Below are 15,284 nucleotides of genomic sequence, written 5' to 3'. Positions count from 1 at the left end.
TCGCTGCGCGATGTGAGCGTGGTCGCACTCGACAAGACCGGCACACTGACCAAAGGACGCCCCGAACTGACCGACCTCGTCCCCGCCGAGGGCTTCGAATACAATGAGGTCTTGGCTCTCGTTGCTGCGGTCGAAACCCGCTCCGAGCACCCAATCGCAGAAGCGATCGTCGCAGCCGCAAAACAGCGGGACATCACGCTCGCACCCGTCGATGACTTCGATGCAACACCGGGCTTCGGCGTGTCGGCCAAGGTCGCTGGTCGGACCGTCGCTGTCGGCGCGGACCGGTTCATGACGCAGCTCGGTCTTGATGTATCGAGCTTCCTGCCAACTGCCAAGCGTCTTGGCGAGCAAGGCAAGAGTCCGCTCTATGCCGCGATCGACGGCCGCTTGGCGGCGGTTATCGCAGTCGCCGACCCGATCAAGGAAACGACGCCCGCGGCGATCAAGGCGCTGCACGCGCTCGGGCTCAAAGTCGCAATGATCACCGGTGACAACGCAGCTACAGCCGCGGCGATTGCCAAGCAGCTCGGCATCGATGAAGTCGCTGCCGAGGTCTTGCCCGACGGCAAGGTCGCAGCACTGAAGAAGTTCCGGATCAATGGCGCGCGTGTCGCCTTCGTGGGCGACGGTATCAACGACGCACCGGCACTCGCAGAAGCGGACGTTGGGCTAGCGATCGGACCGGGAACCGATGTGGCGATCGAGGCCGCTGACGTAGTACTGATGTCGGGCGACCTGCGTGGCGTGCCGAACGCCATCGCGATCAGCCAGGCAACGATCCGCAACATCAAGCAGAACCTGTTCTGGGCCTTCGCATACAACGCCGTGCTGATTCCGGTCGCAGCGGGCGCGCTCTACCCGGTGAACGGCACGCTGCTTTCACCGATCTTCGCTGCTGCAGCGATGGCCTTCTCCAGTGTCTTCGTGCTCGGGAATGCACTCCGGCTCAAGCAATTCCGGGCCCCCATGACCGTCGAAACTCGTACCGAGACGCCGATTAGCAGTACGACATCGAACAAACCGCGCCTGGTGAATAGTCGTTAATCCCAGGGATCAGAAGCTATGACTGACGAATAAGGAAGTTAACTGGCCGCCACAGATGAAAGGCGGCCAGCCGCTACTGGCAAATGCTTAATGGCAGTGGTAATCGCCCGTTTTGTGGTTGCGGTGACAGCCTTTGGAATCCGTACCGCCGCTGTGGGCAAGGGCTGCCACGGAGGTTAAAGCGAGAACAGCAGCAATCAGGACAGCAGAAAACTTCTTCATGAGGAACTCCTTTTCAGCTTCTTGTTGTGTGTGACTCAAGTCACGCTTGCAAGGTATGGCAAAAAGCCTGCATTGAGCAAGAAGGCTGCGAAGAGGGAAGCCCTATCTAGCCGAGCGAGCGAATCAGGTGCAGTGCAGCCAGATGCCCAGGGTAGAACCAATAGCCCCAGCGCTTGACCGGCCAGATTTTGAAATGGCCCGGTCGGCGCAGCAGCCATAGCCCAAGCAGTGGAGCGGCGAAGGCGACGGCTACTATCAGCAGGGTAAAGGGCTGCAACTCCCACTCCGCGAGCCAGCGGTTGCGACTGTTGGCCATTACGCAAAGTGCGGCGGGCAATAGCCACACAAGACCAGGCCATTGAATAGCCAGCAGCAATGCCGCCGGCAGCAGCGTTCCGAAAACGCCGTACATCAGGCGCTCCTGAATCAGCACAGCCACAGCCGCGCCAGTCAGAGCCAGAACAAAACCGTCGCGCCCACGATGATGCGCGCCCCAGGCGATAAGCAGGCCCAGCAGCAGTGAGGGCATCACGTTGAGCGTGCTGCTGTCGCTAGAAAGCAGGCGATAGGGCAACTCCGAGATCACTGCAAACGCAGTCATCCAGCCCAGGTAGCGAACGTTGTTATCGGTATACAACTCGCCGGGGTGCGAGCGTGCGACATTGGCGGCGATACCCAGGCAGAACAGTGGAAAGGCTAAGCGCCCGACGATGAACAGCCATTCGGTGTCAGGCCAGATGTAGCGCAGGTGATCCAGCAGCATGGTCAGCATCGCCAGCCACTTGATCAGATCCAGGTTGTTGTCGCGCGTATGCAGGCTCACCCGAGCCACCCAAGCGTCAAGGCAGCTAGCACCAGATAGCGAGTGGCCTTGGCCAGCGTCACGATCAACAGAAAGCTCCAGAACGGTTCGCGCATAACACCGGCTACCACGGTAAGCGGATCACCAATGATCGGCATCCAACTGAGCAGCAGCGACCAGCGACCGAAGCGGTGATAAGCCTGCTGGGCCTTTTCCAGTTTTCCTTCGCTGACGGGAAACCAGCGCTTGTGCCGGTAGTGCTCGATAGAGCGACCCAGCAGCCAGTTCAGCACCGAGCCCAGCACATTACCCGTGGTGGCCACCGCCAGCAGCGACCAGGCCGCATAGCGGTCAGTCAGCAGCAACCCGACCAGTACCGCTTCCGACTGCATGGGCAGCAGCGTGGCGGCACCAAAGGCGGCGAGGAATAGGCCGAAATAACCGGATAACTCCCACATCGGCTAGGTGTTCAGGCCGACCCAGCCGTGGAAGCCGACGTAAATCCCCACACCAATGATCAGTACGCTGGATAGGTAAGGGGCGCGACGCGCCACAGCACCCAGCCAGGGCCAACGATTGGATGCCTGGCGAGCGCCGATAGCGGCGGCAGCGCCAACTGTGACCAAAGTGATGGCCAGACCAATGCTGAAGCACAACACCAGCACGGCTCCCAGCGCGACTTCCTTCACTTGTAGGCAGAGCAGCAGCACGGTGATCGCTGCCGGGCAGGGAATCAGCCCGCCCGTTAGGCCGAACATGATGATCTGGCCAGTGGTCACATTGCGGTTGCTGAAGCGCTTGCGGATGTCATTGGCGTGCGCCCGTTCATGGGCATCCTGATAGCCCTCCAGCGACAGCTCCAGTTTCTCCAGCTCGGCATGCTCATGACCGTGGCTGTGTTCGCGGAACTCCAGGTCATAGTCGTGAGAATGACCGGCATGACCCAGGCTCAAGCGTACAGTGAAGTCATGGGGCTCAGGGATCTCGACCAGTGACTCCAGGTGGTCACCTCGGTCTACGAACCAGAATTGCTCGGTTCGTCCATCGGGCCGGGTCGCAAGCAGGCTTACTTCAATAGCCTGCCAGGTATGGCCACTCAAAGTCTTCAGTCGCCAGCGCGGAGGAACGCCTTCTTCGAAGATCGACAGTTCGATACGCCCGTGCCCGGTATCGATGCTGTGCGTTTCATCGTGGTGGTGATGGTCGTATTGATGATCGTCACCTTCCTCTAAGCGCCACATCTGCTCGCCACGCCAGGTGCGCCAAAGCATCCACAGGGCGATGGTGATAATGATGGCGGCCGAGGCGAGCTGGAAATACGGCTCGGTGGTTTCGGCATTCAGGTTCTGCCCCAGGTACATGCCGGCCATGGCCACCAGCCAGACCACGGCCGTGTGCGAAAGCGTTGCCGCAAGCCCCAGCAGAACGGCCTGCTTCACCGTGCCACGAATGGCCACGATAAACGCCGCCATCATGGTCTTCGAGTGCCCAGGCTCCAGGCCGTGCAAGGCACCCAGCAGAATGGCGCTGGGGAAGTACAGCCAGGCCTGCGAGGCCCCCTTTTGCAGCAATTCGGCGAAACTCGACATGGGAGGGGCCTAGAGGTACTTGGTGATTTGCTTGAAGTCTTCGAGTGAAGCGCGCTCGCCTACCGCAAGTGCTTCGACTGTATGTTCCAGACAGTGGTCGATATGGTCTTGGATAAGCACACGCTTGGCCTGGCAGACGGCTTTTTCCACGGCATGTAGCTGCTGAGCAATGTCGACGCAGGCCCGGCTGTCTTCAATCATGGTGACGATGCTGCGCAGGTGGCCCTCCGCACGCTTCAACCTTTTGATGATGTCGCCATGACTTTGGTGCTGGTGGCCGTGTTCGTGATCGCTCATGCCTTGAGTCTCGTGCGTCGATGAATTACGCTCGCATGCTATCCCCCTGGGGGGGATATGGTCAAACCGACCAACCCTCCAGAAAAGCCACCCGCTTAGGCATCGAAAGAACCACAACATGCTCAGCAATCCCATCAGCACCAAGGTGATTTTTGCCCTTGCTCTCGCCATATTGCTGGCTTGGGCCGGGCATACCTCTGCGCTGTTTATGGGATCGAGCCAGCCTGCCTTGGGTGGCAATGACGGTGCTCATTCGCATGCGCATGGTGATGAGACGCTGGCCTGTGCTGCGTACGGGGATCACTGCCACTCGCCGCTGACCGCCGACCATTTGCATGAAACACCGCACCTGACCGCGCGGCTAAGCATCAGCACGCTGCCAGAACGTGCGCAGCCGATACCAGCCCCTCGTTACTCCATTCCTCCAAGCCCGATCTTCCTGATCGAGCGGCCACCGCGCGCCACGTTCGTGATCTGACACAGGCCGCTGTGCGGCCCAAGCCCCCTTTAATTTAGGACTCAACCATGCATTCGCTATCTATGGGCGCAATGGACGCATCTGTCGTGCACCCGAATCGCTCGTTACTACTGTTGCTGCTGTTCACGGCATTGCTGTTTCTCGGCATGCCTGACGCACTGGCCCATGCTGTCGCCGAGGGCGACAAGGGCTTTATCCAGGAAAGCTCCGGGGTGATGGTGCTGCCGTTCATCTATATGGGCGCTAAGCACATGATCACCGGCTACGACCATCTGCTGTTCCTCTTCGGGGTGATCTTCTTTCTCTACCGCCTGAAGGACGTGGGGCTCTATGTCACGCTGTTCGCCGTGGGTCACACCGTGACGCTGTTGTTGGGCGTACTGGCGGAAATCAACATCAGCTCCTATGTGATCGACGCCATCATTGGTTTCTCGGTGGTGTACAAGGCGCTCGATAACTTGGGCGCATTCCAGCGCTGGTTCGGCCACCAGCCGAACACCAAAGCGGCCACGCTGATTTTCGGCTTGCTGCATGGCTTTGGTCTGGCGACCAAGATTCAGGAGTACGAGATCTCGGCAGACGGCCTGATCACCAACCTGATCGCCTTCAACGTCGGCGTCGAGATCGGCCAGCTCCTGGCCTTGAGCGCCATCCTGATTGTCATGGGCTACTGGCGACGCACCGCCAGCTTCTGGCGTCATGCCTACACCGCAAACGTCGCCATGATGAGCGCCGGTTTCCTCTTGATGGGTTACCAGCTCACCGGCCTGATCGTCTCTCAGTAAGGAATTCTCAGCATGTTCAATACCAAGCTTCCAACTCAAAGCGAATTGCCGACCAGCCGCCAACTGCTGCGCTCCACTGTGATTGCCGTGGGCGTTGCCGCTGCTTTGCTGGTCACCGTAGTGATGCCTTCGGAGTACGCCATCGACCCAACGGGTGCTGGCCGCGTACTGGGCCTGACCCAGATGGGCGAAATGAAGATAACCCTGGCCGCAGAAGCGGTAGCGGATGCAGCGGTTCAGCCAGCCGCGGCTCCCGTCGCTCAAGCCTCCGTGCCTGTTCAGCCGGTAGCTCAAGAGCAAGTGGCGACAGCACCTGTGGCCGAAGCAGTAACTGAGCCGCAGCCAGCCCTGAAGTCGGATGAAGTGACCGTCACCCTGAAGCCGGGCGAGGCCAGTGAAATCAAGCTGGAGATGCTGGATAAGGCCACTGTCAGCTACGAGTGGACAACCAATGGTATCCCGGTCAACCACGACACCCACGGCGAACCCTACAACGGCCCCAAGGGCTATTACCACAGCTACAGCAAGGGTAAGCAGATCAAGGGCGACAAGGGTGAATTCACCGCCATCTTCGACGGCACGCACGGCTGGTTCTGGCGCAACCGCAGCAACAGCGACGTGACCATCACGCTGAAGACCAAGGGCGAGTACCTGAGCGTCAAACGCGTGATTTAAGGTTTTTGCCTCTTCCGTCAGCTGGCGGAAGAGGAACTCTCAGCCAATGGCACCACGCCCTGCACATCCACGGCACTATTTATCGACGCTGAAGCAGTCCCTCACCGATCCACTGCTTCAGCCAGGTAGCCGCTCGCAGAGGTGCCTGTTCGCCGTGTTGACCCACGAGGTTTTCGCACATTGAAGCAAACGAGCCTCCATCGCTAAGTAACCGCAAAGCCGAAGCTTCACCCGACTCAAGAGTACGGTACTGACAGACCAACTCATGTCGCCAAACCAAGCAATCCAGGGGAGTGGACAGCGCAACGACATCAGGAATATCGGCCTCGGCCTTGGCAGCCACCCAAATACCCACGGTGTTGTGCTGTAGCTGCAACCAACGAACCGAGGGTGTGAGGTATACCCGCAGATTGACCCAGTCATCAGCTGAAAAACGACTCATCACATCCAGCGACAGTGGCTCTGTATCAGGTGCGTCGAAGGCCAGGGTAAAGGCCCATTCAAGTGTGGCGAGTTCTATCATCGGGGAACGTTGCGGCTCGGCAATATAGCCGCGGATGAACTCCGGCAGCCTCTCACCCAGCCAGCGCAAACTGAAATGTCTAGGTGGCCACGCGCTGATATAAGCCAAGGCCAACTGTGCAAATGACTCATCACCCATCCAGCGATGCAACGCTGGGAAGTCTTCCCTCAAGACGGAAAGAAGCCTGGCGCGATAAGCGTTGTGGTAAATCATCAGGCCATCTGCGGCAGGCAGCGTATTGCTACCTTGAATCTGCTCCATCAGCTCAGGTGGGATAACGCTATCGCCTGTGGCCAGGTAACGCTCCAGCGCTTCCTGCTGAGCACTCAGGCGCATGGTGCGGCAGCCCTTAGAGCATTGGCGGAGATAGAGCGCGCCTTGGACAGCTCCGCTAATAGCTCGTCAAAGGGCGGAAAATGATCATCTCGCTCAATTAAGGTGGCAGTAGCACCCAGATAGCTCAACGTTTTGCTGTACAGAGCCCAAACCGGATCGGCAATCGGCTGATCATGGGTATCAATGAGGTAGTGGCCGTAGTCGCTATGGCCGGCCAGGTGGATCTGGCGAATCCGATCTTGGGGCAACTCCATGATGAACTGCCAAGGGTCGAACCCTTGGTTTTTCGAACTGACGTAGACGTTGTTTACATCGAGCAGTAGCTCGCAGCCGGTAAGGCTGCTCAGTTCGGCCAGAAACTGAGACTCGCTCATGCAGGACGTTTTCCACTGCACGTAGGCCGATACGTTCTCAAGCACCAAGGGCCGCTGCAACACATCCTGAACCAGCCGAACCCTTGATGCCACATGCAGCAGGCTCTTCTGGGTGAATGGCAGTGGAAGTAGATCATGCAGCTGGTGAGCACTACCTCGGCTCCAACACAGATGGTCAGCGACCCAGCGGGGCTGAACTCGGTCGGCTAGATTTTTCAATTGGCGCAAGTAATCAGCGTCGATCTCATGAGAACCGCCAATCGACAGGGAAACCCCGTGCATGACCAGCGGATATTGCTCTTTGATCGCATCGAGGAAGTAGAGGGCTTTTCCCCCTCCGACCATGTAGTTCTCTGAGATGATCTCGAACCAGTCGACTGCGGGGCGTTGCTCCAGAATCTGCTGGTAGTACTCGCTACGCAAGCCGAGGCCAAAACCCAGTGAATCGCTTTTACTCATTAGGACTCCGGGTCAAGGGAGCGACTTGCACTCCCTTGGATGGGCTTACTCGCTGGTTTTACCGCCGGCCTCATCGCATTTTTCTTGGGTCATCAAGTTGAACCCCTGACCCTTACATTCCCCCTGGCCTTTGCAGGCGTTCTTTGCAGTCATGCAATCGTTTTGGCCTTTGCAGCCATTCACACCAAAGCATTTTACTTCAGCAGTTTTTGCATCCTGAGCCGCTTGCGCAGGCAGGGTAGCAAATAGGCTGGCGGCAACGAGTGCCAATGCAGCACCAGTAGCAACAGTATTTTTGGTCGACATAGTGGCAATCTCTCTTGAACGTTATGTGGAGGTCAGGACTATTTAGTGCCACTGACCCGAAGAAGCTTAGGCATCGCTGCCAGGCATGCCAGCAACGAATCCGCACAGGTTCAGTAGCGGGCATAAACAGACACTACAGAGCCCTGCAGAGTCTCCACAAGAAAGAAGTAGCAACCTGACAGAACTGTAATGTTCAGCTCAGGTTTATGACAGGGCACCCTGGTTAAGGTTACTTCGAGCCTGAAGCTCAATGCCTGATGACGACCCACTCAGGGTCACTTGGCTAACTGAACTGAATCGAGGAACGTCCAGATGAACTCAATCAAAACCCTGTTCGTGGTTATCGCGCTTACCGCTTCTTCTTTGGCGATGGCCGAAGGCGGTGCTGACCGTACTTTTGCTCGCATGGAACAGGCTAGCAAGGTATCGATGGAAGCCTATCAACTGGCCCAGCAACAGAATAAAGAGTCGCCGGTTGCAGGTAATAAAAGCAAAACAGCCGATCACGCCAACTGCTAGTCGCGGTCAACCTGACAGAAATGTAATCACTTAGCCGGTTGAGATATGGCAATTTCTCAAGCTCGCTGTCGGAACGATTTGAAAAATCACGACAGTGGGCAAGGCTGATAGGGAAAACCTCCCAGGATGAAGCTGGAAATAACCAAATGTCATGGTTGTTCCGCCCTGGCTCCTCTGACTGATTGGACATAACGGCATGCACTGCAAAACCTCAAGACGAACCTTCGTTAAAGGCCTGGCCGCTACCGGCATTCTCGGAGGCCTTGGCTTGTGGCGCACACCCGTTTGGGCGGTGACCAGTCCCGGACAGCCCAACGTATTAACGGGTACAGATTTCGACTTATTCATTGGTGAAACGCCAGTGAATATTACCGGAGCAGCCCGGACCGCGATGGCTATTAATGGGTCCATTCCAGGGCCAATTTTGCGCTGGCGGGAAGGCGATACCGTCACACTGCGTGTGAAAAACCGCTTGGCCGAAGACACCTCGATTCACTGGCACGGCATCATTTTGCCCGCGAACATGGATGGTGTGCCTGGCTTGAGCTTCCACGGCATCGCGCCCGATGGCATGTACGAGTACAAGTTCAAGGTCAATCAAAATGGTACTTACTGGTACCACAGCCACTCTGGGTTGCAGGAGCAGATTGGCGTTTACGGTGCCCTGGTCATCGATGCCAAGGAGCCTGAGCCGTTTAGCTATGACCGTGACTACGTGGTGATGCTGACTGACTGGACTGATGAAGACCCAACACGGTTATTGGCCAAGCTTAAAAAGCAGTCGGACTACTACAACCAGCACAAGCGCACCGTTGGCGACTTCATCAATGACGTGAGCGAGCAAGGTTGGTCGGCAGCAGTTGCTGACCGCAAGATGTGGGCCGAGATGAAGATGAGCCCCACCGATCTTGCTGACGTCAGCGCCTATACCTACACCTACCTGATGAATGGCCAGGCACCTAATGGGAACTGGACAGGTATCTTCAAACCGGGTGAAAAACTCCGTTTGCGCTTCATCAACGGCTCGGCCATGACCTACTTCGACGTACGTATTCCAGGCCTGAAGATGACGGTGGTTGCGGCCGATGGTCTGCACGTCAAGCCAGTCAGCGTTGATGAGCTCCGTATCGCCGTGGCCGAGACTTATGACGTGATTGTCGAGCTCGCTGACCAAGAGGCTTACACGATTTTTGCACAGTCCATGGATCGTACCGGCTATGCCCGCGGCACTCTGGCTACACGTGAAGGGTTGAGCGCTCCAGTACCCGAAACCGATCCTCGCCCCCTGATCGCCATGGGCGACATGGGTATGGATCACGGCAGCATGGCGGGCATGGACCATGGCAGCATGCAAGGCGGCATGAGCGGCATGGATCACAGCAAGATGGCCGGGATGGACGCTGGCGGAATGCAAGGTGATATGGCCGGTATGGACCACAGCAAAATGGCCGGCATGGACCATTCGGGTATGGCAGGTATGGACGCAGCGATGCAATCGCATCCGGCCTCTGAAACCAATAATCCCCTGGTCGACATGCAAACCATGACCCCGACCCATAAACTGGACGATCCAGGTATCGGCCTGCGCGCTAATGGTCGTCGTGTACTGACCTATTCCGACTTGAAAAGCACCTTCCCTGATCCGGATGGCCGCGAACCCAGCCGAACCATCGAGCTACACCTCACCGGGCATATGGAAAAGTTTTCCTGGTCCTTCGACGGCATCAAGTTCTCTGATGCCGAGCCTCTGCGTCTCAAGTACGGCGAGCGTGTCCGCATCACGCTGGTCAACGACACCATGATGACTCATCCCATCCATCTTCACGGCATGTGGAGTGATCTGGAGGATGCGAACGGCAACTTCATGGTTCGCAAACACACCATCGACATGCCACCAGGTTCCAAACGCAGCTATCGAGTGACTGCCGATGCATTGGGTCGCTGGGCCTACCACTGCCACCTACTACTCCACATGGAAATGGGCATGTTCCGTGAAGTTCGTGTGGATGAGTAAAGGAGATATCTGATGAGCACTTTTATGAAGCGAAAGGCCCTGGCCGGCAGCGTTACTGTGTTGAGCCTTTTGGCTGTCCTGCATGCTCCGGTGTTGTTGGCCGGTGAAGATCACAGTGAGCACAAACAACATGCTACTGAGACACAGGCTCCCAAATCGGTACCTGACACGAAGGCCGCACAAGCGAAGGAAAAGTCTGCTAGTCAGCAGATGGATCACGGGGACATGAACCATGGCGGCATGGACCACGAAAGCATGATGGATAAGCATGGCGGCAACGAAGCCGAAGCAGGTTCGAACCATGACCACTAGGTTTTTACGTCCGTCCCTAACAGCACTGGCAGTGTCGCTGAGCATGCTTGGCAGCGGACTCACCATCGCTGCGGAAGAAATGGATCATTCGGCAATGGGCCACGGTTCCATGCCGATGGACCATAGCAAGATGAACCACGGTTCTGCCAAAGAGCCGATGAAGGGCATGGATCATAGCCAGATGGGCCATAGCCAGAGCCAAGAAAAGGCTCCGACTATGGACCACAGCAAGATGGGTCACGGCGCTATGCAGGGGCAGATGGGGGGTATGGATCATTCAAAGATGAACCATGGTTCCGCTGAAGCGCCGAGAGCCACCAGTCGCACGCCAATCCCGGTGCTGACAGATGCGGATCGTGAAGCAGCGTTCCCGCCGTTGCCAGGCCACAAGGTTCACGACAGCGCCATCAACAGCTTCTTCCTGCTCGACCAACTCGAATACCAGGATGCCGATGAAGGCAGCACCTTGGCTTGGGATGCGTCCGGCTGGATTGGAGGAGACATCAATCGTCTCTGGCTTCGCTCCGAAGGTGAACGCACCAATGGCGTCACTGAGGATGCTGAATTGCAGGCCTTGTACGGGCGCTCGATTGGTCCTTGGTGGGATGTGGTCGCGGGTGTTCGCCAAGACTTCAAGCCAGAGTCGCCACAGACTTGGGCCGCATTCGGCATCCAGGGTATGGCGCTGTATGCCTTCGAGGCGGAGGCCACTGCCTTTGTCGGCGAGAACGGCCAGACGGCTGCGCGCTTAGAGGGCGAGTACGACATCCTGCTGACCAATCGCCTAATCCTTCAGCCGACCGCTGAAGTGAATTTCTACGGCAAGAACGATCCCGAACGAGGTATCGGCTCCGGCCTGGCCAATGCCGAGGTCGGTCTACGGCTGCGTTACGAGATCATTCGCCAGTTCGCACCCTACATCGGCGTTTCCTGGAGTCGCTCCTTCGGCAACACGGCCGACCTGGTGCGAGATGAGGGTGAGGATGTTGAGGAGGCACGCTTAGTTGCCGGTATTCGGATGTGGTTTTGAGAGCCTGACATGAAAAGAACAATTAAAACCTTAGTGGCGGCGGGTGTCGTCGGAAGCGCTGCATTAGTTGGCGGTGCCTACTTGGGCTTGGTCAACGTGGGTGCCGATGACCCTCACTTCCCGGCAGTATATGCTTTCCTGACAATGGCCAGAGATCGCTCTATCGAAGTGCGCTCCAAAGATATAGAAGTACCCAACCTCAATGATGACGCGCTTATCAAAGCCGGGGCTGGTAACTACAACTCTATGTGCATCGGATGTCATTTGGCACCGGGTGTTGCTGAAACAGAACTTAGCCAATCGCTGTATCCCGCTCCGCCGAACCTGACCAAAGTTGGTATCGATGGCAATCCAGCTGCTGCATTTTGGGTGATCAAGCACGGTATCAAGGCCACAGGCATGCCGGCATGGGGCAAAAGCATGGGTGATCAGTACATCTGGGGCATGGTCGCGCTCCTAGATCAACTGCCGAAAATGGATGCCGGGCAGTATCAAGCCCTAGTTGCATCGAGCGGCGGTCACGATCATGGCGGCGGTGAGACCCAAATGCATAACCACGAAGGTCAACATGGAAGCGCCAAGGCGGATCACCACGCCGAGCCTGAGGCAGCGACAGATCATCATGCTTCGGATAGTTCAAAGGCGAACGCAGGTGCCGATCATCACGGTGATTCGTCGAGCAGTGCAGATCATCACGCAGCAGATATGACCCCATCAGGCAGCGGCGCAGACCACCATGCGACGGATGGCCAAACGGCGGAAGGTGGCGCTGGTCACCACGAAACAGAGCCAGCTCAAAAGGAGCAGACCCCGGCCGCCGCGCCCAACACTCACACTCATGCCGATGGCAAAGAGCACCTTCATGACAGCTAAATGTAAAGGAGCACGGGCGGCGATGCTGGCCGCCTTGTTTATGAGCTCTGCAGTTCAATCAGCTGATGCCCTGACAATCGACGTGCACCGTGATGCAAATTGTGGTTGCTGCAAGAAGTGGATCTCGCACTTGGAAGCGAACGGCTTCAACGTCATCGACCATGTCGAGCGCGATATGACCTCGGTGAAGCAACGACTCGGTGTTGCACCACGACTGGCGTCCTGCCACACCGCCGTGATCGACGGCAAATTCGTCGAAGGTCACGTACCAGCAGCGCAAATCATCGAACTCTCCAAACGTGATGATCTGGCTGGTATCGCCGTTCCCGGCATGCCGGCAGGCTCACCTGGTATGGAAGTTGGTGGTACGCAGCATGCCTATCAGGTTATCGGGTTGACCACGGCGGGTACTGACCAAGTTATTGCCGACTACCCCGCGCAGTAATATTCCCAGCTAGAACCGAGCACTCAGACTTTCCATTTAAATGGTGAGTGCTCGGGATCACGATTTCTCACTCCTGCGCCCTCTTTCCCCCTCAATACAGCCCTTTACGACTAGCAACACAACTGGCCGCATAGATCCATATGCAAAAAGGCACCCGAGGGTGCCGAAGGCTGTCTCCAAACCAAAGGAGCACTACAGGGGACAGCACCGCAGGGCACTCGCCGATGACGCTTTAAAGCACTTCGAGTGGGTACTCGACGATGAGACGAACCTCATCCAAATCTGACTCAAATTCGGTTGCTCGGGTCGTTGCCTGGCGAATGCGGAAGGACATGTCTTTCAGTGATCCGGCTTGCACGACGTACTTGGCTTCGATGTCGCGCTCCCACCGTTTCTGATCGGTCAGCGGATCACCATCATCGTCGCGCCGCATGTAAACCTCGTTGGCGTTGGTGTAGTCAGCATCCCAGCCCTGCGCGTAGCGGGTCATGAAGCTCAGGCCGGGCACACCAAAAGGCTCCATGTCCAAGTCATAGCGCACCTGCCAGGACTTTTCCTTGGGCGAGTTGAAGTCGCTGTACTGGATGGAATTATCCAGGTAGATCGAGTCGGATTGACGCAGGTAATCGAAATCGTCATCGCCGTTATTGCGCTGAATGCCAACCATGACGGTATGGGCACCAAATTGCACTCCAGCCTTACCGCTCCAGATGTTGTTATCGAAGCTGCCCAGATGCTGTTTTCCCTCATCGACAGCTTTGTAGTAATTAAGTCCACCGATCAAGGCAACATCGTCGGAGAGCGGATAGCTCAACGTGGTACCAGTGTAGTACTGGTTCCAAGCATCTTTGAGACGGCTGGTATAGAGGCTGATGCCGACGTTGTCGTTGACCGAGTAATCACCACCAAAATAGGCAATCCAGGGGGCGTCGACGGAGCCCGCATAGAACGTTGCGAAGCCATCGCGCATGCTGCTTGAGTTGGGCTCGCTCATTGAATGCAGGCGGCCACCTTGCAGGGCCAAGCCTTCAATACTGTTGTTGGCCACGGTGATACCGCGGAAGCTTTCGGGCAGGAGTCGCGAGTCGCCATATTGAACGACGGGGCTGACAGGGAAAACATCGCCAGCTTTGATAACTGTATCCATGAACCTGGCTTTAACCGCACCTCCCACCTTGGAGTAGTCATCCTCGGGTTGCCCTGCACTGTTGTAAGGCATCACATCAACGGAGCCACCTGCGCCGGATCGCCCATCACCAGAGTCGAGTTTCAGGCCCAGCATCGCAAACGCGTCGATACCAAAGCCAACGGTACCCTCGGTGAATCCAGACTCAAACTGCCCGATGATTCCATGTGCCCACTCTTCCGAGTAACCATTACCTGTGCCGCTCGACTGCCCCTTACGAAAGTCGCGATTGAAATAGAGGTTGCGATTCAGAATAGTGAGGCTGCTGCCCTCGACGAAGCCTTCGGCCTTTTCTTCGGCGGTAATTGCAGCCTGTCCGGTGCCGATACTCAGAGCTATCAGCGATAAGCAAAAAAGGGGGTTATTCATGTGACACTCCTGAATTATCTGGCAGTTTTATCTCGGTGAGATTTCTTGTAGTAGTTGCCGTAGCGCGCCAGGCATCGCCCGTGCGCGCTCACGCCATACTTCCACACGCCAAATAACGTCAGGGTGACTTGAAAATTACTTTTAAGTCAGTGACCTGTAAGCTCCTATGTAGCTCAGTTTTGATTCCAGCAGGCTGTACCCATTGCCCGATATTCAACAGTCTGCAAATCGCCGCTGGAGTCCTCATAGGTCATCTGAGCCGGCATTACCTCACAACCAGAGCCTGTAGGGCTCGTATGTACAACCTTCGCGATGTCCAGCTTCATGCCGTAGCGATAGTGAGTCACCTCTGGCGGAGTCTTGCCACGAGCAGCAGCGTATTCCTGCATCGCTCTTTCATTATCCTGAATCATTCGACCATAGACGCGGTCACCGCCGCCTTCGGCCATAACCAAGGACGATGCAGAAAGAATAGATACCGCTAAGACAGCTTTAAGAATGTTCACGTTTAATTCCTCTACTTAGGTTGTAGTGAAAATATAAACGCATGCACCTGTCATCAAAGTGAAGCGAAAATTACATCTTCGTAATTGCAGTATTGGGGGCTTTTAGTAGCTCAAAAATATTAAATGACAGGGGCAAC

At 56.6% G+C, this 15,284-nt stretch carries 20 protein-coding genes; 10 read left to right on the top strand and 10 right to left on the bottom strand.

The window, feature by feature from the left end; genetic code table 11:
• Positions 1-1,047 (top strand): HAD-IC family P-type ATPase (locus tag Q8M42_RS08075; protein WP_305284011.1); only part of this gene is annotated, 1,047 nt, incomplete at its 5' end.
• 87 nt (positions 1,048-1,134) lie between these two features.
• Here Q8M42_RS08075 and Q8M42_RS08070 read toward each other — a convergent pair.
• The 5 genes from Q8M42_RS08070 to mreA all read right to left on the bottom strand — a co-directional run bounded on the left by Q8M42_RS08070 (position 1,135) and on the right by mreA (position 3,957).
• Positions 1,135-1,269 (bottom strand): YHYH domain-containing protein, encoded by a 135-nt coding sequence (locus Q8M42_RS08070; RefSeq protein ID WP_010490700.1) that lies wholly within the window; start codon positions 1,267-1,269, stop codon positions 1,135-1,137.
• Between the two features lie 106 nt (positions 1,270-1,375).
• Positions 1,376-2,092, bottom strand: a complete 717-nt coding sequence (locus Q8M42_RS08065; RefSeq protein WP_257776578.1) for a conjugal transfer protein TraX — start codon at positions 2,090-2,092, stop codon at positions 1,376-1,378.
• Positions 2,089-2,529, bottom strand: a complete 441-nt coding sequence (locus Q8M42_RS08060) for a YqaA family protein (protein ID WP_257776577.1) — start codon at positions 2,527-2,529, stop codon at positions 2,089-2,091. The genes Q8M42_RS08065 and Q8M42_RS08060 overlap by 4 nt, the downstream gene beginning before the upstream one ends.
• Positions 2,530-2,532: 3 nt before the next feature.
• Positions 2,533-3,660 (bottom strand): nickel/cobalt efflux transporter, encoded by a 1,128-nt coding sequence (locus Q8M42_RS08055; RefSeq protein ID WP_257776576.1) that lies wholly within the window; start codon positions 3,658-3,660, stop codon positions 2,533-2,535.
• A 9-nt stretch (positions 3,661-3,669) separates the two neighbouring features.
• Positions 3,670-3,957, bottom strand: coding sequence for a metal-sensing transcriptional repressor MreA (gene mreA, locus Q8M42_RS08050; protein ID WP_042924893.1), 288 nt, complete (start codon positions 3,955-3,957; stop codon positions 3,670-3,672).
• A 118-nt stretch (positions 3,958-4,075) separates the two neighbouring features.
• Between mreA and Q8M42_RS08045 the strand changes: the two genes are divergently transcribed.
• From Q8M42_RS08045 to Q8M42_RS08035, 3 genes are read left to right on the top strand one after another with little or no spacing between them, the layout of a single operon-like run.
• A complete protein-coding gene (locus Q8M42_RS08045; protein ID WP_257776575.1) occupies positions 4,076-4,435 on the top strand; it encodes a hypothetical protein in 360 nt (119 codons plus the stop codon).
• Between the two features lie 47 nt (positions 4,436-4,482).
• On the top strand, positions 4,483-5,220 hold the full coding sequence (locus Q8M42_RS08040; protein ID WP_257776573.1) for a HupE/UreJ family protein: 738 nt from the start codon (positions 4,483-4,485) through the stop codon (positions 5,218-5,220).
• A 12-nt stretch (positions 5,221-5,232) separates the two neighbouring features.
• Positions 5,233-5,895 carry a transmembrane anchor protein gene (locus Q8M42_RS08035; RefSeq protein ID WP_304870826.1) on the top strand — a complete coding sequence of 221 codons (663 nt, stop codon included), beginning with the start codon at positions 5,233-5,235 and terminating at the stop codon, positions 5,893-5,895.
• A 79-nt stretch (positions 5,896-5,974) separates the two neighbouring features.
• On the opposite strand, the gene Q8M42_RS08030 is transcribed toward Q8M42_RS08035, so the two are convergent.
• The 3 genes from Q8M42_RS08030 to Q8M42_RS08020 are packed head-to-tail and all read right to left on the bottom strand — an operon-like array spanning position 5,975 to position 7,893.
• The gene (locus tag Q8M42_RS08030; RefSeq protein ID WP_304870828.1) at positions 5,975-6,754 is read right to left on the bottom strand and encodes a DNA-binding domain-containing protein; all 780 of its coding nucleotides are present in this window, start codon (positions 6,752-6,754) and stop codon (positions 5,975-5,977) included.
• Positions 6,745-7,587 carry a DUF692 domain-containing protein gene (locus Q8M42_RS08025; protein WP_257776570.1) on the bottom strand — a complete coding sequence of 281 codons (843 nt, stop codon included), beginning with the start codon at positions 7,585-7,587 and terminating at the stop codon, positions 6,745-6,747. Before Q8M42_RS08025 ends, Q8M42_RS08030 begins: the two co-directional genes overlap by 10 nt.
• 45 nt (positions 7,588-7,632) lie before the next feature.
• Positions 7,633-7,893: a hypothetical protein gene (locus tag Q8M42_RS08020; RefSeq protein WP_090503982.1), complete on the bottom strand. Its 261-nt coding sequence runs from the start codon at positions 7,891-7,893 to the stop codon at positions 7,633-7,635.
• A gap of 312 nt (positions 7,894-8,205) precedes the next feature.
• Here Q8M42_RS08020 and Q8M42_RS08015 point away from each other — a divergent pair, with 312 nt between their 5' ends.
• The 6 genes from Q8M42_RS08015 to Q8M42_RS07990 all read left to right on the top strand — a co-directional run bounded on the left by Q8M42_RS08015 (position 8,206) and on the right by Q8M42_RS07990 (position 13,086).
• The gene (locus Q8M42_RS08015; RefSeq protein WP_257776569.1) at positions 8,206-8,412 is read left to right on the top strand and encodes a co-regulatory protein PtrA N-terminal domain-containing protein; all 207 of its coding nucleotides are present in this window, start codon (positions 8,206-8,208) and stop codon (positions 8,410-8,412) included.
• A gap of 196 nt (positions 8,413-8,608) precedes the next feature.
• Positions 8,609-10,426 carry a copper resistance system multicopper oxidase gene (locus Q8M42_RS08010; protein ID WP_257776568.1) on the top strand — a complete coding sequence of 606 codons (1,818 nt, stop codon included), beginning with the start codon at positions 8,609-8,611 and terminating at the stop codon, positions 10,424-10,426.
• A 12-nt stretch (positions 10,427-10,438) separates the two neighbouring features.
• Positions 10,439-10,738 carry a hypothetical protein gene (locus Q8M42_RS08005; RefSeq protein ID WP_257776567.1) on the top strand — a complete coding sequence of 100 codons (300 nt, stop codon included), beginning with the start codon at positions 10,439-10,441 and terminating at the stop codon, positions 10,736-10,738.
• On the top strand, positions 10,728-11,768 hold the full coding sequence (locus Q8M42_RS08000) for a copper resistance protein B (RefSeq protein WP_257776566.1): 1,041 nt from the start codon (positions 10,728-10,730) through the stop codon (positions 11,766-11,768). Before Q8M42_RS08005 ends, Q8M42_RS08000 begins: the two co-directional genes overlap by 11 nt.
• A 9-nt stretch (positions 11,769-11,777) precedes the next feature.
• On the top strand, positions 11,778-12,641 hold the full coding sequence (locus Q8M42_RS07995) for a cytochrome c (RefSeq protein WP_257776565.1): 864 nt from the start codon (positions 11,778-11,780) through the stop codon (positions 12,639-12,641).
• Complete coding sequence (locus Q8M42_RS07990; protein WP_304870836.1) at positions 12,631-13,086, top strand: DUF411 domain-containing protein; 456 nt, start codon at positions 12,631-12,633, stop codon at positions 13,084-13,086. Before Q8M42_RS07995 ends, Q8M42_RS07990 begins: the two co-directional genes overlap by 11 nt.
• A gap of 232 nt (positions 13,087-13,318) precedes the next feature.
• Here the strand turns inward: Q8M42_RS07990 and Q8M42_RS07985 are convergent, their stop codons facing one another.
• The gene (locus tag Q8M42_RS07985) at positions 13,319-14,641 is read right to left on the bottom strand and encodes an OprD family porin (RefSeq protein ID WP_257776563.1); all 1,323 of its coding nucleotides are present in this window, start codon (positions 14,639-14,641) and stop codon (positions 13,319-13,321) included.
• A 173-nt stretch (positions 14,642-14,814) separates the two neighbouring features.
• A complete protein-coding gene (locus Q8M42_RS07980) occupies positions 14,815-15,147 on the bottom strand; it encodes a DUF2790 domain-containing protein (RefSeq protein ID WP_257776562.1) in 333 nt (110 codons plus the stop codon).
• Positions 15,148-15,284: the final 137 nt, after the last annotated feature.

Source organism: Pseudomonas sp., assembly GCF_030684895.1.
Lineage (GTDB): Bacteria > Pseudomonadota > Gammaproteobacteria > Pseudomonadales > Pseudomonadaceae > Aquipseudomonas.
Note: the sequence above shows the minus strand (reverse complement) of the source record. Positions and strands in the feature narration are given on the sequence as shown.